Genomic DNA, 24,604 nt, shown 5'->3' with positions numbered 1-24,604 from the left:
GGCTCAGCCCGCCTCCGCCGCCTTCAGGCTCTGCACGACGTACTCGACGAGCCGGCCCACGGTGAGTTCGATGATCTCGTCGAACTCCATGTCGGCCAGGAACTCGGCGAAGTTGACCCGCTCGCCGTAGCGCTCCTGGAGCAGGCCCGCGAGGGCGACCAGGTCGATGCTCTCCAGTTCGAGGTCGCGGTTGAAGGTGGTCGTCATGCCGATCTCGATGTCGTCGACGCCGTGCTCGTCCTCGAGGAGCCGGTGGAGCAGTCCGGCGATCTCGGCGAGGACCGCTTCCTCGTTGTGGGGGCTGGGAGTCATCGGTCGTGGGTCTCCTCTCCGTGCGTCGGGCCGGTCGTCCAGGCCACGACATAGGTCCGTTCCGGCAGGGAGGCCGGGTTGGCGGCGGGTGCGTGGTGCACGGTGTACGCGCGTTCCAGGCGCCCGGCGACCAACAGCCGCCCGGCGCCGGTCACTTCGAGCACCGGGAAGTCGCGCGGACGTCCGCCGAATCCGGTGCCCTCCGCCTTGGCGACCGCCTCCTTGGCGGCCCAGAAACGGGTGAACCAGAGCGCCCCGGATTCGCCGGTCGTGGCCGACAGGTCGCGCATGAGCCGGAGTTCGTCCGGGCCGAGGGCGGTGACGAGGGTCGACGGATCGCGCTCGACGACCTCCTCGATGTCGATACCGGGGCCGGGGCCCGGCGTGTGCGGCCGTACGATCGCGACCGCGGACTCGGCCCGATGCGCGAGCGAGACGTCCAGCGACGGCAGGACTCGGCCGTACAGGCCGGTGACGTACGGCAGGCCCGACTCGTCGTTGTGCACCCGGATCTCGGCCGGGAAGACCGGCCCCTCGCCGTGGTCCCAGAGCCACTGCCGTACCGCGTCCTTGGCGGCGATACGACCCAGCAGCCACTGACGCCGGCCACGGGGAGCGAGCCGCGCGTACTGCGAACGCTCCACGTCACTCAGCGAGTTGCGCATGATCAGCTCGCGCGAGGCGAGGTCGGGCCACCGCTCGTGGAGCAGGGACCAGCCGCCGGGGCGGGGCGCGGAGAGTGTGTTGCGGTCGGGGAAACGCTCCACGGGACGGGTGGTGGGGTCGTTGTCGAAGCGGCGGTCCTGCCAGCCGGTCAGCTCCGCCCACACCCGGTCGCCGACAGTCAGCTGTACGTCGGCTTCGAGGACGGTGTCCGTCAGCGACGTGATCCGCACGAGGGTCCGCACCTTCGTGCCGGGGCTTGGGTGGGGCCCGTAGAAGCGCATCTCGCGCATCTGCACGGGGAAGACCACGGTCCGCTCGGTACGGGTTGCCATGATCCAGTAACCGAGGAGCTGGCCGACGTTGTCGAGGAGAGCACCGGGGGCGGGAGGTGTGGTGATGGTGCCGCGCACATGGCGCTCGCCGATCCCGGTGAGTTCGGTGACGCCCTGGAACGCGGGGCCGTGGAACATCCAGCGTTCGCAGTAGATCTGCTCGGCCGTGTGGTCCGGGGTGCGCTCCGGGGCCGAGTGGGGGCGGTACGGGGGTGCGGCGGGATAGCCGGGGGCGAGCTCGACCGTGCCGCGGGCGCCCGGTCCGAAGGTGACCGCGCTGCGGTCCGGGCCGGACGGGGAGACGGTCACTGGTATGTCGGTGGGTGGTGTGGCCGTAAGCCACTGGTCGAACCGCGCGTGGTGCACGGCCACCGCCCGCAGGCCCTCGGACGCCTGCTCGGCCGCGTCCATCATGTGCTGCACGATCGTCGTCGCCGGCACGACCGGCCAACGGTCCGCCACACTGGGCCAGCCGGGGCGCTGCGGGAAAAAGCAGTGGTCCAGGAGGTAGGGCATGGAGTCGGTGGAGACGTGGACGGTTGTGCGGTGGTCGGGTGCGGGAGGCGTGGGCGGCGCGGCGGGGTCTGGCTGCGCGGGTGGGGTGGCGTCGGGGTACGTGGGCGTACTGGCCCGGGGCTGCGCGGGGACGGCGGGGAGTGGCTGCCCGGGCACGGCAGGGTGGCGGGTCGCAATCGCTGTGTGGGTGGGGCCGGGACCTGTCCCATGGCCGTTCGCGGAGATGAGGGCTGCGGCGGTGTCCGCGGTCTCGCGCAGGAGGGCGGAGAGTTCGGCGGCGACGGGCGAGTGGGCGACCAAGGGGTCCAGGGAGCCCGCAAGTCGGTGGGCGGTGGGAGCCCGGTTGATGTGCAGTTCCGTACGGAGTTCCGCGAGCGTGTGCTCGTCCAGCGACACCAGTGACCCGCTCAGGTCGAGACGGACCGGTGCTCGCCTCCCCTGTGCGCGATCCGCTGTGGACTGGCGCTGCGGCAGATCGGGGGCGAGAGCGGCGCCCGCCGTCCACAAGGCCGTTGCCACACGCCGGAGTTGAGCGAGGCCCGTCCGGTGGGGAGAGTGGGCGGCGACGGTCAGATGCGCGCGGTCGCCGAGCGTGTCGTCGACGAGTGAACCGAGATGCCCGGTGCCGGTCTGGACGAAGACGCGGTGGCCGGCCTCGTACAGGGCGTCGACCAGTTGTCTGAAGCGGACCGGCTCCAGCAGGTGCCGGACGAACAGCTCGCGGACCGCGCTCTCGTCGCGCGGGTACGGCGACGCGGTGGTTCCGGACCACATCGGTACCGTCGGCGGGTGGAGCCGGAAGAGGTTCGAGGCCTTCTCGATGGGGCCCAGGTAGGGCTTGAGCATCGGGGTGTGGAAGCCGGACCGGAACGGCAGCACCTGACTGAGCACACCCCGGGCGCGGAAGGACCGTACGAACTCCTCGACGGCCGCGTCCGGGCCGCACACCATGGACTGATTCGGGGCGTTGTCGTGGGAGAGCACGATCCCGGCGTCGGCCCAGTCCCGGTCGAGCGCGTCCAGGACCTGCCGCGCCGGTGCGCCGAGTGCGGCGAAGGCCAGGCCGGGGACGGTCACCGTGTCGGGGTCGAACCGCGCCATGAACGCGCTGACCTCGTCTCCTGCGTAGATGCCGGCCGCCGTCATCGCCGTCCACTCGCCGACGCTGTGCCCGGCGACCGCGTCCGGCACCACACCCATGCGGCGCAGCGCGGCGTCCAGGAGGCGGCCCAGGGCGACGACGGCGACCCCGTGCCGTCCGACGTCACCGACGGAGCCGGTGGCGTCTTCGGTCCGCAGCGGGGGGAGGCCGAAGTGGGCGGCGACGTCGTCGGCGTGGGAGGTGAAGTCGCCTTCCAGGCCGGGGAAGACGAAGACCAGCTTTCCGGTGTCCGGGCCGAGCAGGGTGCTCGGGGTGAACCACACGTCGTTGCGGCCCTGCCAGGCGCGGCCCTTGGCGATCGCACGGCGGGCGAGGGCCAGCCGTTTGGGGGTGGGGTCGACGATGCCCAGCCGGGAGCGGCCCGCCGACGGGTGCGTGTGGGTGGGGTCCAGGCCCGCGGCCAGTACGGCCGAGTCGTCCGCGTCCAGCAGTGCGGCCAGGCGGTCGGGGGTGTCGGCGGCGAGGGCGAGGACCCGTTCGGGTTCGGTCACCAGGACCGGCGGCGCGGAGGGTGGGGTGGCTCGGGTGCGCGCGGCCGGTTGCGGAACATGGGTACGCGGTGCCTCTGCGGGGATCCGGGCGCCGGGTGTGTCGACGGGGACCCGGGCGCCCGGTGCCTCCTCCAGGACAACATGCGCGTTGATTCCGCCGAACCCGAAGGCGTTCACCGCAGCCCGTCGGACGCCCGTGCTCTCCCAGGGTGCCGCCTTTTCCAGGGGGCGGAACCGGGTGGCCGTGAGGGCGGGGTGCGGGTCGTCGCAGTGCAGGGTCGGGAGCAGTGTGCGGTGGTGGAGGGCGAGGGCGGCCTTGACCAGGCTCGCCACTCCGGCGGCGGGCATGGTGTGACCGATCATCGACTTCACGGAACCGATCACGGACGTGGGCCCTAGGGTGCCGAACACGTCGGCCAGGGTGGCCAGTTCGGCCCCGTCGCCGGCGGGCGTCCCGGTGCCGTGCGCCTCCAGGAGGCCGAGCGAACCGGGCGCCGCGGGGTCCAGTCCGGCAGCCTGCCAGGCCTGGCGTACCGCACGGGTCTGGCCGGACGGGTCCGGGTTGACGAGGCTCGCGACCCGGCCGTCGCTCGCCACTCCGGTGCCCCGGATCACGGCGTAGATCCGGTCATCGTCGCGTTCCGCGTCCGCCAGCCGCTTGAGGGCGACCACGCCGGTGCCCTCGCCGATGAGGATGCCGTCGGCGCCACGGTGGAAGGGGCGGATGCGCTGGCTCGGGGAGAGCGCGCGCAGCTGGGAGAAGACACTCCAGAGGGTGATGTCGTGGCAGTGGTGCACTCCTCCGGCGAGCATCATGTCGCAGCGGCCGGAGGCCAGTTCGGCCACCGCCTGGTCCACGGCGACCAGGGAGGAGGCGCAGGCGGCGTCGACGGTGTACGCGGGGCCGCGCAGGTCGAGTCGGTTGGCGACCCGGGAGGCCGCGAGGTTGGGCACCAGGCCGATGGCGTTCTCGGGGCTGTCGGGACCGAGCCGTTCGACGAACGCGTCCCGTACCCGCCGGAGTTGCTCCGGTGCCAGGTCGGGCAGTAACTCGCCGAGGGTGCGGACGAGTTGGCCGGCCGTGCGCACCCGCTGGTCGAGCCGGACCAGGCCGGGGGTGAGGTAGCCGCCGCGGCCCAGCACCACGCCGATCCGCCGCCGGTCGGGCAGCCGGTCCGCGCCGCCCGCGTCGGCGATCGCCTGTGCGGCGACCTGGAGGGCGATGAGCTGGTCGGGCTCCGTCCCGGCGACCGAGGTGGGCATGATCCCGAACCGGGTGACGTCGACGTCGGCGAGGCCGTCCACGAACCCGCCGCGACGGCAGTACACCTCGTCGGCGACGGCCCGCCCGCCGGCGGCCCCCTCACGGTAGTAGGCGTCGGTGTCCCAACGCCCTTGCGGTACCTCCGTGATGGCGTCCGTGCCGTCCGTCAGGTTGCGCCAGTAGGCGTCGAGGCCGGCGGCGCCCGGCAGCAGCACCGCCATCCCGACGATCGCCGTGGGCTGTGCGGGAGTCGTCATGTCACCAGCCCGACGCGGTGTAGACGACGGATCCGTCCGAGTCGTCGCCCCAGGCGAGCTCGCGCAGCAGCGCCGCGGTGCCCTCCTCCGGGTCGATCAGTCCTATCCCCCGGCGGGCGTACTCGCGACCCAGCTCCGGGGTGACCATGCCGTGGTGGGCGCCGGTGGGTGCCCACGGTCCCCAGTGCACGGTCAGCGCGCGCCGGCCGGTGCGGGCGCTCCATGCGGCGCCGAGGCTCTCCAGGGCGTCGTTGGCGGCGGCGTAGTCGACCTGACCGCGGTTGCCGAGGACGGCGGAGACACTGCCGAACAGGACGGCGAAGGAGGGTGCGGCAGGTAGTTCCTCCAGTGCCGCGAGCAGGGTCCCGGCACCGGTCGTCTTCGTCTCGTAGACCCGCTGGAAGGACTCGGTGGACTTCTCGGCGATGAGCCGGTCCTCGATCACGCCGGCCGCGTAGACGACGCCGTCGAGCCTGCCGTGCTCGGCGTGTATCTCCTTGACGACCTGTAGTGCGGATTCCGGCTCGCGGAAGTCGACCGACTGGTAGCGGGCCCGGCTGCCGAGTGCTTCGAGTTCCGTCAGGGTGGCGGTGATCTCCCGCTGGGCCAGGAGGAGTTCGGCGGCGCGGTTGATGTCGGCGGGGGTGCGGCCACCTTGTGCGGCGAGTGCCGCGCGGAGTTCGGCGGGGGTGCGCGCGGCGGCCGTCGCCGGGTCCTCGGGGCCGTCGGGGGCGGGTGTGCGGCCGAGCAGTTCGATTCGGCAGCGGGCTGCCGACGCCAGGGCGAGCGCGAACTTCGCGGTGATTCCGCGGGCGCCGCCGACCAGCAGGACCACCGAGTCGCGGTCCAGGCCGAGTGCGGCGGCCTCGGCGGCGCCGTCACCGGCCGGTCCGGCGCCCGCTGTGGCGAGTGCGCCGAGCGGTCTCTCGGTCAGCTCCGGGCTGTGCCGGCCGGTCCCGGTGTGCAGGACGACGGGGGCCGTGTCGGCCGAGGCCAGTTCGGCGAGCAGCGCGTCGGCGACCGCGGTGGGTGTGGTGGTGGTGATGTCGACGATCCGCGCGGCCGTCTCCGGGTACTCGCGCGCGACCGTACGGAACAGGCCGTGCAGTCCGGCCGAGCGCAGGTTCGGGGTGTCCCCGTCGGCCGGCCGGACGGCGAGCAGGCGGTGCGGGGCGCGGGCCAGGGCTGCCTTCAGCACGGGGAACGCGTCCGGCAGGACCGGCGGGCGGGTGGTCGCGAGGGGGTCGAGGAACAGCACCCCGTCGACCCGGCCGTCCGCCTCGGTGAGGAGGTGGTCGGCGGAGACGGTCACCGTCTCGGCACCGTGCGCGGTGAGGCGGGCCGCGACCTCGCGCGCCGCCGTACCGGAGTCGTCGTCGCCGAGCAGCACAAAACGTCGGCCGGTGAGGGCGGCGGCCGGGTCGGCCGGGTCCTGTGGCGCCAGGAGCACGGGTTCGAGCCGGAAGCGTTTGGGTGCCACGCCGGTCGCGTCCGCCACGGGTACGGGTTCCGGCCGGAAGCCGTTCGGTGCCTTGCCGTTCGCCGCCTTGCCGTTCGCCGCCATGACGGTCGCCGTCGCAGCCGTCGCCGTCGCAGCGGCCTCCGCCACGGTGTTCGCGGGCTCCGGCGGCACCGCATCGGCCGGTGGCCCGCTCAGTCTCGCCGTGAGCCAGCCGGTGACCGAGGCCGCCGTGCGGGCCTTCGCCAGCTCCTCCAGCTCCGCGTCGTCCATCGCGGTGAGCTCGGCGCCGGCTCCGATGCCCAGCCGCTTGGCCAGTTCGCCGGCGATCTCGGCTCTCTTGATGGAGTCGATGCTGAGGTCGGCCTCCAGGTCGAGGTCGGGTTCGATCATGTCGACGGGATAGCCGGTGCGTTCGCTGATGATTTGCAGGACGACACCGAGTACGTCGGTCTCCGCGACCGGTTCGGGAGCGGGCACCAACTCCCGCTGGGGCAACGGCGTTTGAGAGGCAGGCACGGTCGACGGCCGTGGATCGGCGGCGGGAAGGGCCGCCGGTGACTCGATATCGGCGGGAACCGGCGCCTGGACCGGGACCCACTGTCCGGCCGCAGGGCCGCCCAGGTACGCCAGCAGCACATCACGCTGTGCCGAGACCATCTCCCGGCTGGTGCGCAGGAATTCCGCGATGAGTTCGTCCCGGTTGACCGGGGCGCCGCCCTGCTGGTTCGTCGCCACAGTTGTCTCCACAACGCGTCGGGCCGGTGCGAGGGCACCGGGAAGGAGGTCTCCGGCGGCGGTGCGGACCAGGTGTCCGTCGACCGTCCAGCCAGGGCGCCGGGGCGCGGGTGTGCCGGCCGCGTCGACGGCGTCACGCCCGTGGAACATCCATCCGGTACGCACCGGCAGCCCCGAGACGGCCAGCCGGGCCAGGGCGTCGAGCCAGCCGCGCAGGCCGCTGTCCGGGCGCGGCTCGCAGGCCACGGTGCGGTGCGGGCGGTCGCCGAGGATCTCGGCGACCAGCCGGGTCAGCACGGTTCCGGGGCCGGCTTCGACGAAGGTCCTCGCGCCCGCCTCGTACATGGCCTCGATCTGGGCGGTGAAGCGGACCGGTGCGCCGATCTGGGCGGCGAGTTCCGTGCGCACCGCGTCGGCGTCCTCGCCGTACGGGGCGGCTGTGCGGTTGGACCACACCGGGAACTCGGGTCCGTGGACACGGTGTTCCGTGAGGACCTGCGCGAACCGGTCGCCGGCGCTCGCGACAAGCGGGCTGTGGAAGGCGCAGGCCACGTTGATGCGTTTGGCGCCGAGACCGGCCTCGCGCAGGAGTCGGACGGCGGTGGAGATGTCCTCCGTGGGGCCGGAGATCACCGTCTGCGCGGGCGAGTTGTGGTTGGCCAGGACCACCGATTCGGGGGCGCCGCCCTCGCGCAGGGCGCGGGCCACGTCGGCGGCTCCGGCCGACACCGCGGCCATGCTTCCCGGGTCGCCGCCGCCGGTCGCCGCCAGGATCGCGGCGGCCCGCTCGGTACTCAGCTCCAGCAGCGTCTCCGGTTCGATGGCACCGGCCGCGCACAGGGCCGCCAGCTCGCCGTAGCTGTGCCCGGCCGCCATGTCCGGCCGTACGCCCGCCGTGGTGAGCAGGGTGTGGGCGGCGAGGGAGGTGATGCCGAGGGCCGGCTGGGCGGCCCGGGTGTCGGTGAGGGCGGCCCGGTGACGGCCGCGCGCGGCGTCGTCGAAGGCGGCCGGCGGGTAGAGCGTGGTGGTGTGTTCGCGGCCGAGGTGCAGATAGTGCTGAAGCTCGGGGAACGCGACGAAGACGTCGGCGAACATGCCGGGCCGCTGGCTGCCCTGACCGGGGAAGAGGAAGGCGACCTTGCCTTCCTCCGTGCCCTGCGCCAGGTGGATTCCGGCCGCCGGATCGTGTTCGCCCGCCAGCGCCCGGCGCAGTTGTCCGGCGAGGCCGTCCGCGCTTGTGGCCACGACGGCCACCTGGACCGGTTCGTGCCGGGCGTCCGAGCGCCGTGACGCGGCGAGTGCGAGGTCGCGCAGGCGCCAGGGCAGATGGCCGTCCGTGCCGGAGGACTCGGCCGCCTTCAGTACGGCCTCGATGCCCCGTCGGGCACCGGTGAGGTCCGCGCCCCGGAAGGTGAGGAGTTCGGCCGGCCAGGCGTCCAGCGTCTGCGCGGGCGGCACGGATTCGCCGTAGGCGCTGACCACGGCGTGGAAGTTGGTGCCGCCGAAGCCGAACGCGCTGAGGCCCGCGACGCGTTCCGCTGCCGGGGCCGCCCAGGGGCGGGCCTGGGAGTGGAAGACGAAGGGGCTGGTGTCCTCCTTCCAGGCCGCGTTCGGCTGCCGCATGTGCAGGGTGGGTGGCTTGACGCCGGTGTGCAGGGACAGCACGGTCTTGATCAGGCCCGCGAGGCCCGCGGCGCACTTGGTGTGCCCGATCTGCGATTTGACCGAGCCGAGGGCGCAGCTGCCGACGTCGGCACCGGCTTCGGTGAACACGGCACTCAGGATGGAGAGTTCGGTACGGTCGCCCACGACCGTGCCGGTGCCGTGCGCCTCGACGAGGCCCACCTCGGCCGGTGAGACGCCGGCGTTGCGGTACGCCCGCTCCAGTGCGGTCCGCTGGCCTTCCGGCCGGGGTGCCGTCAGGCCCAGTGAGCGTCCGTCGCTGGAGCTGCCGACTCCCTTGATGACGCCGTAGATCCGGTCGCCGTCGCGTTCGGCGTCCGCGAGGCGCTTCAGGACGACACAGGCGACTCCCTCGCCGAGCGCGATGCCGTCGGCCGAGTTGTCGAAGGCGCGGGAGCGGCCGGTCGGGGAGAGGGCGTGCACGGAGGAGAAGAGGACGTAGTCGTTGATGCCGTTGTGCAGGTCGGCTCCCCCGCACAGGACGGTGTCGCTGGTGCCGCCGACGAGTTCCTTGCAGGCGACGTCGAGCGCGGCCAGCGAGGACGCGCAGGCCGCGTCGACCGTGTAGTTGGCGCCGCCGAGGTCGAGCCGGTTGGCGATCCGGCCGGAGATGACGTTGGCGAGCATGCCCGGGAAGGAGTCCTCGGTGAGGTCGGGGAGCTGGTCCGCGAGACCGTCGGGGACCGTGCCGTAGTACGACGGGAGTACGGCACGCAGGGTGGTGGCGTTGGACAGGTCGCTGCCGGCCTCCGCGCCGAAGACGACGGAGGTGCGGGCGCGGTCGAACTCCCTTCCCCGCTCGCCGTATCCGGCGTCGCCGAGAGCGCGCCGGGCGGCTTCGAGGGCCAGCAGCTGCACCGGCTCGATGCTGCCGAGGGAGGCCGGCGGGATGCCGTAGGACAGTGGGTCGAAGGGGATGCGCGGGAGGAAGCCGCCCCACTTCGAGGTGGTGGCCCCGTCGCCGTTCTCGGACCAGTGCACGGCCGGGTCCCAGCGGTCGGCCGGGACCTCGCCGACCGCGTCGTGACCGCCGAGGACGTTCGCCCAGAACGAGGCGAGGTCGGGGGCGTGCGGGAACATACACGCCATGCCGATGACAGCGATGTCGAGTGGTGCGGGCGCGGTGTCCTGGGTCATGTCGGTTTCGGGGGAGGCGAGTTGCGTGACGCGGTCGGCGAGGAACTCGGCGGCGCCGTCCGTCACCGAGCGGTGCAGCTCGGCCACGGTGGTGGTCTCCGAGCGCAGCACGGCCACCTGCCCGGCCATGAACATCCCCTCGGCGAGCTGGCGTTGCTCGCTCACGGCGACCCGCGCTCCGGCCGTGTCCCGCTCGACGCCCTTGCTGGCCACGCGCAGTCGGCCCACGTTGAGCCGCTCCAGCTCCTCCCAGATCTGCCGCTCGGGCACACCACGCTGCCGCAGATCCGCCTCGAAGTCCCGGAAGCCGTCACTGAAGGGGCTCGGCACACAACGGGTGGCGTGGCCCGGCGCGGTCTCCAGCAGCGTGGTCCTGGTCGCCCGTACGACCTGGTCCTGGAAGAGCGGCTGGATCGCCCCGCACTCCACCGCCTCCGCGGTGAACAGGTAGGCCGTGCCCATCAGGACACCAACGGCCGCGCCGCGCGCGGTGAGCGGGGCGGTGAGCGCGGCGACCATCGCGGCCGACCGCTCGTCGTGCACACCGCCCGCGAAGAACACCTCCAGGCCCTCGATGTCCGGGAAGTCCTCCAGCACCGCGAGCTGCGCCTCCCAGAGCGGGAAGCTGTTGCGGGGTCCCACATGGCCACCGCACTCCGAGCCCTCGAAGACGAAGCGGCGCACTCCCGCGTCCAGGAACTGCCGCAGCAGGCCCGGCGAGGGCACATGGAGGAAGGTGCGGATGCCGGCCGCCTCCAGCGCCCTGGCCTGCGAGGGACGGCCCCCGGCGATGATCACGTGGGTCGGGCGTAACGCGTGGACGGCTTCCAGCTGGGCGGTCCTGGTTTCCTCGGGTGCGAATCCGAGGACCCCGACGCCCCAGGGGCGGTCGGCGAGGGCGGTGCGGGTCTCCGTGAGCAGGGCGCGGGTCTGCTCGGCGTTCGCCAGCGCCAGGGCGACGAAGGGGAGGGCGCCGTCGTCGGCGACCGCCGCCGCGAACCGGGCCTGGTCGCTGACGCGGGTCATCGGGCCCTGGGCGATGGGGAGTCGGGTTCCGAGCGCACGGCTCATGGGGGAACCGGGGCGGAGGGAATCGCCTGGAGCGGGGGTGCGGGGCGCGGCGCCGGAAGTGGTCGCCTTAGGGGTGGCAGTGCTCGGCACGTCGCCCGAAGTGGCAGTGTCCGGCGCAGCGCCGGAAGTGGTCTTGTCCGGCGCAGCACCGGAAGTGGTGCCGCCCGGCGCGGCGCCGGAAGTGGTCTTGTCCGGCGCAGCACCGGAAGTGGTGCCGCCCGGCGCGGCGCCGGAAATGGTCGTGCCCGGCGCGGCGCCGGAAGTGGCGCTGCCCGCCGCGGCGCCGCGAGTGGTAGTGCTCCGCGGGCCGCCCAGTCGGTCACCCGGCGCGGCCGTGCCCAGGGCCTCGCGCACGGCGTTGGTCACCGCCCGGATCACACCCGCCACGTCGTGCCGGCGGTCCGCGAACCGGGCGGCCAGAAAACCGTCCTGGCCGACGGCGAGGGGCTCACGGCCCACTGTCCGGGACCGGACACGGGGTTCCTCCCGCCCCCGCGCGGGCTCCTCCCCACGCCCCTTCGGAGGCTTGAGGAAGCGGTGGCCCGACCGCACGATGGTCTCCGAGCCGTCCATGGAGCGGAGCGACACCGCGACCGCCTCCGGCACGGACGACTCCGCCAGCAGCGCGAGCTGACTGTCCAGCACCACCCCCACCGCGCCGCCCGCGACGGCGGCCGCCGCGGTGTGCGGCCCGATACCGCCGCACGCCCAGACCGGCAGGTCCACGGTGGGGTCGGCCAGCAGATGCTGGAGCAGGACGAAGGTGCTCAGTTCACCGACCCGGCCACCGCTCTCGTTGCCGCGGGCGATCAGACCGTGGGCTCCCCCACGGGTCGCCTCCAAGGCCTGGTCCAGGCTGGTGACCTCGGCGAGAACCCGGTGTTCACCGGGAACGTCGGCGATCCGCCACGGGGAGTCGGAGGCCAGTACGACGGTGAGGGGGCGGTCGGTCGGCAGGTCACCGGGGGTGATCCGGCAGTCCGCCCCGATCCGCACCCCGACCGGTCCGCCGACCCAGCGGCACAGCCGGGCCAGGGCCTCCCGGGCCCGCCGGTCGCCCGTTCCGAGGTCGAGTGTCCCCAGCCCGCCGGCCCGGGTGACGGCCGCGGCGAGTCGCACGTCGGGTTCATGGAAGGGGGTGATTCCGATGACAAGTTCTTCAGGGCAGGCGACAGACGTCATGATTCTCCGAATAAACGGTGAAACTGAGCGGTGGGGGTACCGTCTGAAGAGCGACGAATAGGCGCGGGGACATGCCTTTATTCGCCCGGAAAACAGGGTCGAAGCTATAGGACGGTTACCGGCGGGTCAACATCGGCGTCGCACCTGAGCTGGGCATCGCATAGATCGAGTCAGTGGAGGCCGGCATCCCAAACGGCGGAAATCAGGTCAATTTCCCGCCTGGGGTATGTCTATTCACCCTCGCCTCATGCCCTTGAAACACCCCGGTCGGAGGCCAGGTCCGTGTTAATTCTGCGTGTCGGGACGGACACGTGGCGGGTTACCGAATTCAGTCTTGCAAATTCGCGCCACCGGTGCTGCACAGGTACTTCCAATTCAACTGGACGCCCATTCGCGTCGGGGTGCGTCGACACCGCCCGGAGTGCCCCGAGGGCCCGGCCATGTCCGCAAAGTCCCGAATTACTCTTGGGGCAGACGACCGTTTCGCGGACACGGCCCAAAGCCCGGCCCCTGAGCGTGACGTCCGGCGGCCGGGGGCGACCGGATACAGTGCGCGAGAAAGCACCCTGGTCAAGGAGGGGGAGCATGACCGACACCAGTAGCACGCGCCCTGCCGACAGCGAGGCGAAAGCGCCGCGGCGCAGTCTGCTGCATCGCCTGATGCGCTACCTCCCCATGATCGCGCCGGTCCTGCTGTGGGCCGTGCCGTGCTGGGTGCTTCTGTACGGCGGCCAGGACTGGCCGGCGCTCGTCACCGTCGTCGGCACGGCTCTGTTCGTCGTCGGCCTTGTGGTGATGCCGCTCGCGATGGCGCGCGGTCACGGTCGGCGCCAGCAGGACCGGGCGGCGGTCCTCGGGGACAGCCTGCTGGGGATCAGCTGGGTGTTGTTCACGTGGTCCGTGCTGCTCGGCGTCCTCCTGCGTCTCGCCCTCACCGTGGCCGGCGTCGGCGAGGGTGAGGACCGGGCGCGCATCGTCACGTGGGCCGTGCTCGGCGTGTCCGCCGCACTGCTCGCCTGGGGGTACGCAGAAGCCCGGCGTGTGCCCCGTGTGCGCAGCCTCGACGTCCAACTTCCGCGCCTGGGAGCCGGGCTGGACGGCCTGCGCGTTGTGCTCATCACCGACACCCACTACGGCCCCCTCGACCGCGCCCGCTGGTCGGCACGGGTGTGCGAGACGGTGAACACCCTTGAGGCCGACGTGGTCTGCCACACCGGTGACATCGCGGACGGCACGGCCGCTCGCCGACGGGCCCAGGCCACCCCGCTCGGCAGCGTCCGAGCGACTCGGGCCCGTGTGTACGTCACGGGGAACCACGAGTACTACAGCGAGGCCCAGGGCTGGGTCGACCTGATGGACGAGCTGGGCTGGGAGCCGCTGCGCAACCGCCATGTGCTGGTGGAGCGGGGCGGCGACACACTGGTGGTCGCCGGTGTGGACGACGTCACCGCCGAGTCCTCCGGCCTGGCCGGTCACCGCGCCCACCTCGCCGGAGCGCTGAACGGCGCCGACCCCGACCTGCCCGTACTGCTCCTGGCACACCAGCCCAAGTTCGTCGACCGGGCGGCGGCCGCCGGCATCGACCTCCAACTCTCGGGCCACACCCACGGCGGCCAGATCTGGCCCTTCCACTATCTGGTCCGCATCGACCAGCCGACGGTCGCCGGCCTGACCCACCACGGGACCCGCACCCGTCTCTACACCAGCCGGGGCACCGGCTTCTGGGGCCCGCCGTTCCGCGTCTTCGCCCCCAGCGAGATCACCCTGCTGGTGCTGCGCTCCGCGGAGCAGCCCGCCTCGAAGTAGCACAGAGCGGCACGGAGGGTAGCGTTACGGGTTCCAACCAAGGGGAGGCAGTCATGACCAGACTCGTGCGTTTCGCCGCCATCGCGGCCGGTGTCGCCATCGCGTTCGTGGGCGCCGGGACGGCGGTCGCCGGCGACGGTGACACCGTGACGGTGGCCATCGTGGCCGGCGCCTACAAGTAGCAGTCCGGCGCGGTCCGCTCGCTGCGGGCGGGCCGCGCCGCGGCTTGGTGACGACGAGGCGCCCTAGACGCCAGCAGGATCGGGCACGGCCATGCAAGCCGCCGGCCTGCCCACCCTCCGCCTGCGCGAGCTGTACCGCACACCCACGATCCGGGCGGTCGTGACGGGGCTCGGCAAGGTGTCGGCGTGCCGGGGACAGTAGGGCCGCTTCCCTCTTCACGGCACCCGGAGGGCGCTCACTTGGCGTGGTCCTGTTCCAGCTCTCGCTTGAGGTTGCGCAGGGTCTTGGCGATGTTGCGGACCTGGAAGTCGGCGAAGGTCCGGCCCGGGGTGACGAGCCGGTCGAAGGTGTCGGCCACGAATGTGGGCCAGGCGCGTCGGTCGTCGGTCCAGCTCTCGGTGACCCGGGTGCCGTCGCCGACCGGCTCGAAGCGGTACTCCCAGGTGGCGATCGGGCAGCGCAGACGCGGGCGGTTGCGCCCGATGGCGTGGACGCGGAAGGCGAAACGGCGACCCGGGTCGGCGGCCGTGACCGTGCAGCGGGTGACCCAGCGGGCCCTTCCCCGCCGGTTCCGGCCGATGAAGGTGGTACCCAGCGTGGCGTCCCCGTCCGGGCCCTCCGCCGTACCCAGGTTCTCCGGGCTCCACCGGCCCATGTCCCCGGGGCGGCTCAGGGCCCGGTACACGGTGTCGGGCGAGAGGCCGATGACAATGCTGTCGCTCACCGTGAACACTCGGGTCATTACGCCGCCTCCTGCCGGGAACATCACATCGCTGCCGAACATTACCGACCGAATATTACTGCCGAGTAGGAATCATGGCATGCGGCCAGGTGCGGCCGAAGAGCAGGACCGACGAAGAAGGGTTCAGGGGGACGGCACCGACCAGGCCCGCCAGGCGGCGTCGACGTCGGTGTGCCAGCGAAGACGCCGGTCGTCGGGGGTGTGCGAGCGAAGCCGGCCCGGGGCGAGCAGATGGATCGTGTGCGGGCCGTCCGGCCATGGGGGGCGTGGCAGATAGTCGTCCACGGCCAGGCGCAGTTGCCGCAGGTCGAGCACCACGACCGTCGCCGCACCGCACCGCGCCGTAAGCTCCGCCCGCAACACACCACTCGTGATCGCGGTGAGCCGGCCCTCCGCCGCGCACCACACCTGAGTGCCCGAAACGGCGAGGATCCGCACACGGAAGAGCGCCGACATGTGCTCCTCCTCTCCTCGCCCGCGAACACGGACACGCACACGCACACGTGGGGCAACCGGTCACTCGAAGAACCGGTCACATGAGGAATCCGAACCTGCGAGCCCACCGGATTGGCCATCCCGTGACCCGATCTCGCGGACCTGGCGGCCACAGCGGGCGTCAAGAAGACCTGTCCCTCACCACCCGCCCACCCTGCCCTAACTCTTAATTTAGTAATTATTGTTGACGCGCGCCGATGGCGGCTGCAAGATCCTGGCAACCAACCCGTAGGCGAGCGGGCGCTGACTGGTCCTGGGGACGACTGCCGCATCTTCCGCTGGGCGGTGTTGCCTCGGACGCACGACCGGGCGGTTCGGCACGCCTGATCGGACAACGAAGGATCCGATGTGAAACGACATCTCACCGTCCTCCTGGCGCTTGTGGCCGGCCTGCTGGCCACACAGGCGCCCGCTCAGGCCGTCTCCCCGCCCGAGAGAACCGCCGGCGCGCCGTCGGCACCCCAGCAGGTGCTGAGCCCGACGCCGTACATGGGCTGGAACACCTACTACGCGCTGGGCGGCGATCCGACCGATGCGGAGATCAGGTCGACGGCCGACTTCCTGGTCAGCAGCGGTCTGCACAAGTCCGGTTACGAGTACGTCTGGATCGACGGCAACTGGGCCGCGCCGACCCCGCGCAGCGAGGCGGGCGACCTGACGCCCAACCCCGCGCAGTTCCCGAACGGGCTGAAGCCGCTGGTCGACTACATCCATTCCAAGGGGCTCAAGGCCGGCATCTACACCGACGCCGGTCCGTACATTCCGGGCAAGTGCGGCCTCGGCAGCCATGGTTACTACCAGCGGGACGCGGACCAGTTCGCCGCCTGGAAGTTCGACGCGGTCAAGGTGGACTACCTCTGCGGGATCGCCGCGGACCTCGACCCGAAGACCGTCTACACCGAGTTCGCGAAGGCGCTGCGGAACAACGCGAGCAAGCGCCCCATGATCTTCAACCTGTGCAACCCGGTGACGTCTCCGGACTGGGGCAACTACCCGGAGGAGCAGCAGTCGACGCACTCCTGGTCGTACGCGCCCGGCATCGCGCAGTCGTGGCGGACGTACACGGACGTCGGCTTCATCGGCGAGATCAAGTACAAGGACGTGCTGCGCAACTACGACGCCAACGCGCGGCACCCCGAGGTCGCCGGACCGGGTCACTTCAACGACCCCGACTACCTCGGACCCGAACTGGGCATGTCCGACGAGGAGTTCCGTACGCAGATGACGCTCTGGTCCGTGGCGGCGGCGCCGCTGGTGATCGGCAGCGACGTCCGTAAGCTCAGCCGGACCTCGCTCGACATCCTCCAGGACCGCGACGTCCTCGCGATCAACCAGGACCGTGCCGGCGTCCAGGCAGTCCGTGTCGGCCCCGCCGGCACCACCGAGACCTGGGTCAAGCGGCTGGCCAACGGCGACCGGGCCGTTGTGCTGCTGAACCGGGGCGACACCCCGGCGACGCTGACCACCACGGCCCGTTCGGTCGGGCTGTCCGGGGACCGGTTCACCCTGAAGAACGCCTGGACCGACCGGGTCACCGAGAGCGCCGGCACCATCAGCGCCGCCGTCCCGGCCCACGGCACGGCCCTGTTCCGGGTCTCCCGTGCGACGGGCAAGCCGGGCGTTCCGCACGTGGTCGCCGGTCTGCCGCAGGTGACCAAGGTCGGTGGCGACGCCGTGCAGACCGGGGTCGCCCCGGTCGTCGCCGGCGGCGACCAGGCCCGGGTCGAGGTCTCCGTCCGCAACGACAGTGCGCGCCCGGTCCTCGCACCGCGGGTCGCACTGGCGGCGCCCTCGGGCTGGACGGCCCGTCCGCTCGGCAAGGCGCCGAAGGTGCTGAAGCCCAGGAGCTCCGTCACCCTGGCCTTCACCGTGACCCTGCCGGCCACGGCCGCGCCCGGCAACGGCACACTGACCGCCACCACCTCGTACGAGGTGCCCGGAAAGGGACGGTTGAGCCAGGAGACGGCCACGGCGCTCGTGGTGGCACCGGCGCCGCCGGACGGCGACGTCGTCCTGTCGCACCACGACTGGATCAGCGCCACCAGCGGGTGGATGAGTCCGACGGTGGACCGGAGTGTCGGCGGCTGGACGCCGATCAGCATGCTCGGGCAGGTGCACCCGACCGGTGTCGGCGTCGCCTCGCCCTCCGCGATCCGCTACTACCTCGGCGACCGCTGCACCCGGCTCGCCACCACCGTCGGCATCGACGACGCCGTGCGTGATGTCGGCCCGGAGGGCGGCACATCCACCTTCCAGATCGTCGGTGACGGCAAGGTGCTGTTCGACAGCGGTGTGCTCGGCCGCGACGACGCCCGCCAGGCCGACGTCGACGTGACCGGCGTCCGGGTCCTCGACCTGGTGGTCGGCGACGGCGGCGACGGCGGCTACAACGACCGCGCCAACTGGGCCGGTCTGAACGCCACCTGCTGAACGATCCGGCCGCACCCGGGCACTACCTCACCCGGGTGCGGCCGGTCGTGGCCGATGGGGCGGGCGTTCATGGCCCGCTCAAGCCCGGCGCTTCGCCCTCGACCTCGAACTCGCCCTCGAACCAGCCCTCGGCCCCGGCACCACGGTCACCACCGCGACCGCGACCAAGGCCAGGAGCGAGACCGTTCCGGCCGCCACCAGCAACCCACCCGTCGTCACCGTCGCCACGATCGCCGCCATACGCGCACCGCGAGCGAGAAGGCGCCCCGCCGCGGCACAGCACACGAGATAGACCAGCAGGAAGAACGCCGTCGGCAGCGCGACCAGCAGCGAGAGATCCACGATGCCCACCGCGGACAGCCCCAGCAGCAGGGCACCGAAGGCGGCCACACTCACGGTGAGCAGGACGCGCGACATACCGGACTGCCGCGTCTGCCGCGTCTGCCGGCCACCCTGCATCAGGTGCTGCGCGGTGGCGGCCGCACTGGCCAGATAGGCGTTGGTGACCCCCAGGGTCAGCAACAGCGCGATGACCGCCGCCAGCCAGGGCCCCGCCGGGCCCACCGCGACCTCCAGCAGGGCCGCCAGGGGTGTGACGGTCGCCGCCCCCGCTCCCAGCACCGCCTGGAGGACGGCGGCGAGGGCGAGGTAGACGACGGACGTGATGCCGAAGGCGGCGAGGATGACCCGCGGCAGTTGCCGCCGTGCGTTGCTCAGGCGCGCGGTCAGGGGCGCCGCCGCCTCCCAGCCCACGAAGGCCATCATCAGATGCCCGGCCGCACCCACCACTCCGGACCACCCGTGACTGAGGAAGGGACGCCAGTTGTCGGCGCGCGCGGAGCCCGCACTAGCGCAGATGGCGACAACCAGAAAGGCCAACAGGAGCCCCATCAAAAGGAGTTGAAGCCGGGCGCCGCTGTTCGCGCCGAACAGGCGAAGGAACAGCACAACCACGAGCAGCGCGCCGGCGAACGCGGGCCCGTACGCGGGCTCGGCGACGACGGCTGCCACGTACTGGCCACCGATCAGGCAGACGACGGGGACTCCCGTGATCACACCGAGCAGGAAGGCCCAGCCGGTAGCCCTCCCCAGGACGGGGCCGAGTCCGGCGGCGGCATAACCGGCCACGCCCGCCCGCGATCCGACGGAGGTGCCCAGCCGGCTGAAGACGAACGCGAGCAGCGCGGACAGCACCAGCAGCGTGGCCCACGCGAGCAGCGCTGCGGCTCCCGCCTTCTGGGCGGCCAGCCCGGGAAGCAGCAGCAGACTGGGACCGAGCAGCGCGCCCACGTACAGGGCGGTGGCCCGCGGAGCGGTCAGCGGCGCCGACTGCGGGGGCTCCGGCGAGTGGTGGGTGAGCGGGGACGGCACGGAAGGCCTGGTGACGTGCATGACCGCAGAATGATGCATATGACGGCGCATGCGCTTGCTCTGTTGCGCACCAAACCCTTCTCGCACACAACCCGGTGCCGCGATGCACGATCTATGCTGCATTTTATGCCATCACCGCAGTACGACCGGGTGGACCGCCTGATTCTGGAGCATCTCCAGCGCTTCGGCCGCACCCCGAACAACGAACTGGCCGACGCCGTGGGCCTGTCACCCTCCGCCTGTCTACGGCGCACGAAGGCGCTGGAGGAAGCGGGACTCATCGCCGGATACCGGGCGGAGCTCGACCAGCGGAGCCTCGGCCTGGGACTGACGGTGTTCGTCGCCCTCAAGGTGGAGCGCCACTCGCGCGAGACATCACAGTCCGTGGAGGACGCGCTGAAGGCGATCCCCGCAGTGGTCGCCTGCCATGTCGTGTCGGGCGAAGCGGACTTCTTCCTGGAGGCGGTCCTCCCTGACCTGAGTGCCTACGAAGAGGTGCTGCTGGACCACATCCTCGCCATTCCCCGGGTCATCGACGCCCGGACCACGTTCGCGATCCGGACGGTGCTGACCCGGGGGCCGATGCCCCTGGACGACTGGCCGAACCGGCGCAGATCGCCACGGACGAGCGGCTGACCCGGGGCGTCAGCCGAGGGGGAACATCCGCTCGACGACCTCGGCGACACCGTCCTCGTCGTGGGAGCCGATGACGTGATCGACCGCGCCCAGGACACTGGGATGGGCATTGGCCACGGCGTAGGAGCTGCCGGCCCACGCGAGCATGGGCAGGTCGTTGGGCATGTCGCCGAAGGCCGCGACCTCGGCCGGGGTGATCCCGAGGCCGGCGGCGAAGCGGGCCAGCCCCTGGGCCTTGCTGACGCCGGAGCCGATCGCCTCGACGAGGCGCTCGCCGTTGGAGTGGTAGACCGTGACCAGGTCGCCGATCGCGGGTGCGGCGAGGGCGAGGAGGTCGTCGGCGGAGAGGGACGGGTGGCGTCCGACGAGTTTGGGGGCGGGGCGGCTCCAGAGCTTGTCCTCGCCGGGGCGCTGGACGGTGATGTCGGAGTCCCAGTCGCCGGCTTCGTACTGCTCGTCGGCGTGGAGTTCGTCGGCGTGCTCGACCGCCAGGCCGATGCCCGGTACGGCCGTACGCAGGCGGCGGGCGGCTTCCGCGAGGGTGACGGTGTCGATGGAGTACTCGGCGACGACGGCGCGGGTGCGCATGTCGTAGATCAACGCCCCGTTGGAGCAGATCGCCGTCCCGCGCGGGCCGAACATCTCCACGATCGCGTCCATCAGGCGCGGCGGGCGGCCGGTGACGAACACGAAGTCGGCGCCCGCCTCCTGGACACGCGCGAAGGCGGCGGCGGTGCGCGCGGAGACGCTTCCGTCGCTGCGGACGACGGTGCCGTCCAGGTCGGTGGCGATCAGCCGAGGCCGGGATTCGGCCGTGGTGAGGATCATCTTCGGGAGGACCTCCGAGGTGGTCGTCTTCGTGGTCTCGGGCGTGGTCTTGAGCGTGGTCTCGGTCGTCATCTCGGTCGTGCTCTTGGGGGTGGTCATGAGCGGCCAACTCCTTGCTCTGGTTGAACATGTGAACAGTGTTCATATTTATGAATCTGCGTCACGCCCCTTGCGGTCCCACGGCTGCGTCTCTAACGTCCCGATTTAATTGTTAGGAAGTCTTCCTTACAGTCATCGCACTGGCTCCGTCAACTGCTTGCAGTCCGCCCCATGGCTCCGTCAACTCCCCGTTTCAGTCCCGCCTGGAAGGACGACCATGTCACGCCTGCACCACTCCGCACCGCCCTCCATCGACCCTCCACCACGCAGGCCCCTCCGTACCCCCCGGCGGGTCACCGCACTGCTCACCGCCGCGTTCATCGGGCTGACCGGGATGACCGCGCTCGACGCCGCCGGCGCCGTGCCCACCCCGGCCGACCCCGCCCCCTCCCCCGCCCGGACGACGGCCGCCGTCCCCGACCTCACCAGCGCGAACCGCCGGGCACCCGTCTCCGGACTCCCCGACTGGAGCAAGGCCGGCTACCGCGGAGGCGCCGCCCTCCCCGGCGCCTCGGAGACCAACCCCGACCCCGCCTGTTCGATCACCGCGCAGGAGCTGGCGAGTCAGTACAGCGTCCGGGCCGACGGCAGCGACGCGACGAGCGGCCTCCAGCGGGCCATCGACGACATCCGCAAGAACTGCACACCGAGCGCGAGCTACACCAAGCTCTCCACGATCACCCTGCCCGCCGGCACGATCACCGTCACCCGGCAACTCGGCCTGGACGCCGACTACCTGGTGCTGCGCGGCGCCGGCAAGGACCAGACGACCCTCCGCTTCCGCCCGGACGCCAACACCCGCTACGACACCCTCACCGAGGACGGCAGCGACTGGGACGAGGACGGGGCGGTCCACGGAGCGGGCAAGGGCGGCTGGACCTGGCCGGGCCGCGGCCTGCTGCGCGTGCAGACGCGTGAGGTCTCACCGAAGTACACGAGCGACTACAACTCCGCGCCGGCCAACCGCAAGGACATCTTCGAGGGCAGCATCAACCAGCACTGGGCGAGCGGCGTTCCGCTGCGCGCCGCGTCCGCGAGCGGCAGCAACCGGATCCAGCTGGCCTCCAACGCCGACATGAACCGCTTCAAGGCCGGCGGGTATCTGTGGGTCGGCGCCGCCAACTCGCGGAAGTTCTACCAGCAGCAGACGGCCACCGACACGACGAAGTACCTGAACCTGCACATGCGTCAACAGATATTCCAGATCGCGTCGGTGGACACCGCGGGCAAGAACCTCACCATCGACAAGCCGCTGGAGTACGACCTCCCGCTCAACTCGACCTCGGACGGCTCCACGGCGATCGACGGCACGGTCTACCCGAGCCGGGTCACCCCGCTGAAGGTCGTCCAGGGCGTGGGCATCGAGGACCTGAGCCTCACCCAGGACATGGCGGGCATGCCCAAGCTCGGCGGCGGCACCTACAACCTCACCGAGGCCGACGCGAAGAACAACTACGGCAACATGGCGCCGGAGTACGCCCAGCACGGCATCGTCCTCAAGTGGGCCGCCAACGTGTGGATCCGCCGGGTCGGCACCCACATGACCGGCTCCCACCCGATCGTCACCGAGAGCGCGAAGAACATCCAGGTCCAGGAGTCGACGCTGGACGGCTCGTGGAACAAGGGCAAGGGCGGAAACGGCTACTTCCGAGGCTCGCGGGTCTGGGACTCCCTGTACGCCTACAACACCTCGCGCAACCTGCGGCACTTCACGTTCCAGTGGTCCGCGTCGAACAACGTGGTGATCGGCAACGACTTCGACTCCGACCTCAACCTGCACGGCGGCTGGGAGCGCCGGAACCTGTTCGAGAACAACAAGGCGGCCGTGCCGTTCGAGCACGCCTCGAAGAACTGCCGTTCCAACTGCGGCGAGGAGGGCGGGGACGCTCCCGACGACTCCAACTGGTATCCCATCTGGTGGGCCGCCGGCCCCAAGGCCCTCAAGTGGTCCGGCTCCAGCGGTCCGCAGAACGTCTTCTACAACAACGACCTGACCAAGCAGCGGACACAGGGCGGCGCGTACACGCCGTACTACGCCGACCGGCAGCGCCTGTACCAGTTCGGCAGCGCGGCCTCCGACCCGCGGAACTTCCAGCACCTGGCGGTGAACGGGGCGACGATCCCGGACTGGGCGAGCAGGGAGAACGTCGACTACTCCACCTCCCCCAACGCCGGTGTCAACGCGACCAGGACCGACTCGTCGGGCTCGCTCTTCCTGAAGAGCACCGGCGGCGGCGAGGCCGACACGGTCGCGCCGTCGAGGCCCGCCGGCCTGGCGAGCACGGGCACCACGTCGTCGAGTGTGTCGCTGTCCTGGACCGCGTCCAGCGACAACGTGGGCGTCACCGGGTACGACGTGCTGCGCAACGGCCAGGTGGTCGGAACGGCCACGGGGACGACGTACACGGACACGGGTCTGGCTGCGTCGACCTCGTACGGCTACACCGTCCGGGCGCGTGACGCGGCGGGCAACACCTCCGCGGTGAGCAACACCGCCAGCGCCACCACCGAGTCCGGTGGAAGCGGGGGCGGTCCGGCGGTGCCCTTCGGCGGGCACACCATCCCGTACGTGGACGGCATCCTGAAGCCGTCCGGCTCGACCGCGAGCGTCGACCAGAAGGTCGTCGACTACTACCGCAACTGGAAGTCCAACTTCGTCCGGCAGAACTGCGGCAACGGCTGGTACCAGGTCATCTCCCCGGACGCCGACCATCCCTACGTGGCGGAGGCGCAGGGGTACGGCATGGTCATCAGCGCCACCATGGCGGGAGCGGACCCCGACGCGAAGAAGATCTTCGACGGGCTGACCAAGTGGGTGATCGACCACCCCTCGTCGATCAACCCCGACCTTCTCGCGGCCGAGCAGGACACCAACTGCCGCAGTGTGAACGGCGGTGACGGTGCCACCGACGGTGACATGGACGTCGCCTACGGCCTGCTGCTGGCGGACCGCCAGTGGGGCAGCTCGGGCACCTACAACTACAAGCAGCTCGCGATCAAGCACATCAACGCCATCAAGCAGAGCGAGATCAACTCGACCACCAACCTGCTGAAGCTGGGCGACTGGACCGATCCGGGCGACCAGTACTACAACATCTCCCGTACGTCGGACTGGATGGTCGACCACTTCCGGGCCTTCCGGAAGGCGACCGGCGACGGCGCCTGGGACACGATCCGCACCGCGCACCAGAACCAGATCACCTCGCTCCAGGCCAAGTACGCGTCGTCCACCGGCCTGCTGCCGGACTTCGTGGTGGACACCCACACCACTCCCCGCCCGGCCCCCGGCCAGGTCCTGGAGGACGCGAACGACGGCGCCTACTGGTGGAACGCCTGCCGCACCCCGTGGCGGATCGCCAACGACGCGGTGACCAGCGGCGACAGCAAGTCCCTCACCGCGGCCAGGAAGCTCAACACGTGGATCAAGGGCAAGACGGGCGGTGACCCGTCCAAGATCGCCATCGGCTACAAGCTCAACGGCACACAGATCGACAGTGGCAGCGAGGCGGCCTTCTTCGCCCCGTTCGCGGTCGCCGCGACCACGGACTCCGGCAGTCAGGCCTGGCTGGACGCGCTGTGGAACAAGATGCTGGCGACTCCGATCGACACCAGCAGCTACTACTCGTCGAGCATCCAGCTCCAGACCATGATCACGGTATCGGGCAACCACTGGGTGCCGTGACCCCCGGTGGCCCCGGCCGGCGGGTTGACCTCCGCCGGCCGGGGCCACCCCCTCCCCCACTC

Annotated in this window: 12 protein-coding genes; 5 read left to right on the top strand and 7 right to left on the bottom strand. The window is 71.4% G+C overall.

The features are described 5' to 3' along the window. Window positions 1-3: 3 nt before the first annotated feature. Genes ACIQAC_RS30655 through ACIQAC_RS30645 form a run of 3 tightly spaced genes read right to left on the bottom strand, consistent with a single transcriptional unit; the run spans window position 4 to window position 12,207 of the window. Window positions 4-312, bottom strand: coding sequence for an acyl carrier protein (locus ACIQAC_RS30655; protein WP_402196626.1), 309 nt, complete (start codon window positions 310-312; stop codon window positions 4-6). Then, window positions 309-5,000: a beta-ketoacyl synthase N-terminal-like domain-containing protein gene (locus tag ACIQAC_RS30650; RefSeq protein ID WP_402196623.1), complete on the bottom strand. Its 4,692-nt coding sequence runs from the start codon at window positions 4,998-5,000 to the stop codon at window positions 309-311. The genes ACIQAC_RS30655 and ACIQAC_RS30650 overlap by 4 nt, the downstream gene beginning before the upstream one ends. A gap of 1 nt (window position 5,001) precedes the next feature. Further along, window positions 5,002-12,207 (bottom strand): SDR family NAD(P)-dependent oxidoreductase, encoded by a 7,206-nt coding sequence (locus tag ACIQAC_RS30645; protein WP_402196620.1) that lies wholly within the window; start codon window positions 12,205-12,207, stop codon window positions 5,002-5,004. Between the two features lie 648 nt (window positions 12,208-12,855). Here ACIQAC_RS30645 and ACIQAC_RS30640 point away from each other — a divergent pair. After that, on the top strand, window positions 12,856-14,076 hold the full coding sequence (locus tag ACIQAC_RS30640; RefSeq protein WP_402196619.1) for a metallophosphoesterase: 1,221 nt from the start codon (window positions 12,856-12,858) through the stop codon (window positions 14,074-14,076). A gap of 53 nt (window positions 14,077-14,129) precedes the next feature. Next, the gene (locus ACIQAC_RS30635; protein WP_402196617.1) at window positions 14,130-14,258 is read left to right on the top strand and encodes a hypothetical protein; all 129 of its coding nucleotides are present in this window, start codon (window positions 14,130-14,132) and stop codon (window positions 14,256-14,258) included. A gap of 236 nt (window positions 14,259-14,494) precedes the next feature. Here ACIQAC_RS30635 and ACIQAC_RS30630 read toward each other — a convergent pair whose 3' ends face one another. Together ACIQAC_RS30630 and ACIQAC_RS30625 are read right to left on the bottom strand one after the other, a co-directional pair. Next, a complete protein-coding gene (locus tag ACIQAC_RS30630; protein ID WP_402196615.1) occupies window positions 14,495-15,001 on the bottom strand; it encodes an SRPBCC family protein in 507 nt (168 codons plus the stop codon). A gap of 123 nt (window positions 15,002-15,124) precedes the next feature. Continuing rightward, on the bottom strand, window positions 15,125-15,457 hold the full coding sequence (locus tag ACIQAC_RS30625; RefSeq protein WP_402196613.1) for a hypothetical protein: 333 nt from the start codon (window positions 15,455-15,457) through the stop codon (window positions 15,125-15,127). 387 nt (window positions 15,458-15,844) lie between these two features. Here ACIQAC_RS30625 and ACIQAC_RS30620 point away from each other — a divergent pair, with 387 nt between their 5' ends. Beyond that, window positions 15,845-17,926, top strand: a complete 2,082-nt coding sequence (locus ACIQAC_RS30620; RefSeq protein WP_402196610.1) for an NPCBM/NEW2 domain-containing protein — start codon at window positions 15,845-15,847, stop codon at window positions 17,924-17,926. 78 nt (window positions 17,927-18,004) lie between these two features. On the opposite strand, the gene ACIQAC_RS30615 is transcribed toward ACIQAC_RS30620, so the two are convergent. Next, window positions 18,005-19,318 (bottom strand): APC family permease, encoded by a 1,314-nt coding sequence (locus tag ACIQAC_RS30615; protein WP_402196607.1) that lies wholly within the window; start codon window positions 19,316-19,318, stop codon window positions 18,005-18,007. 105 nt (window positions 19,319-19,423) lie between these two features. Here ACIQAC_RS30615 and ACIQAC_RS30610 point away from each other — a divergent pair, with 105 nt between their 5' ends. Further along, the gene (locus ACIQAC_RS30610) at window positions 19,424-19,933 is read left to right on the top strand and encodes an Lrp/AsnC family transcriptional regulator (RefSeq protein ID WP_402196605.1); all 510 of its coding nucleotides are present in this window, start codon (window positions 19,424-19,426) and stop codon (window positions 19,931-19,933) included. 9 nt (window positions 19,934-19,942) lie between these two features. On the opposite strand, the gene ACIQAC_RS30605 is transcribed toward ACIQAC_RS30610, so the two are convergent. Beyond that, entirely contained in the window at window positions 19,943-20,860 is a 918-nt protein-coding gene (locus tag ACIQAC_RS30605) for an HAD family hydrolase (protein WP_402196603.1), read from the bottom strand. 217 nt (window positions 20,861-21,077) lie between these two features. Here ACIQAC_RS30605 and ACIQAC_RS30600 point away from each other — a divergent pair, with 217 nt between their 5' ends. Continuing rightward, the gene (locus tag ACIQAC_RS30600; RefSeq protein WP_402196600.1) at window positions 21,078-24,542 is read left to right on the top strand and encodes a glycosyl hydrolase family 8; all 3,465 of its coding nucleotides are present in this window, start codon (window positions 21,078-21,080) and stop codon (window positions 24,540-24,542) included. Window positions 24,543-24,604: the final 62 nt, after the last annotated feature.

This window comes from Streptomyces sp. NPDC088387 (assembly GCF_044753385.1).
In the GTDB taxonomy this organism is placed as follows: domain Bacteria; phylum Actinomycetota; class Actinomycetes; order Streptomycetales; family Streptomycetaceae; genus Streptomyces.
This window is presented reverse-complemented; position numbering and strand designations above follow the sequence as displayed.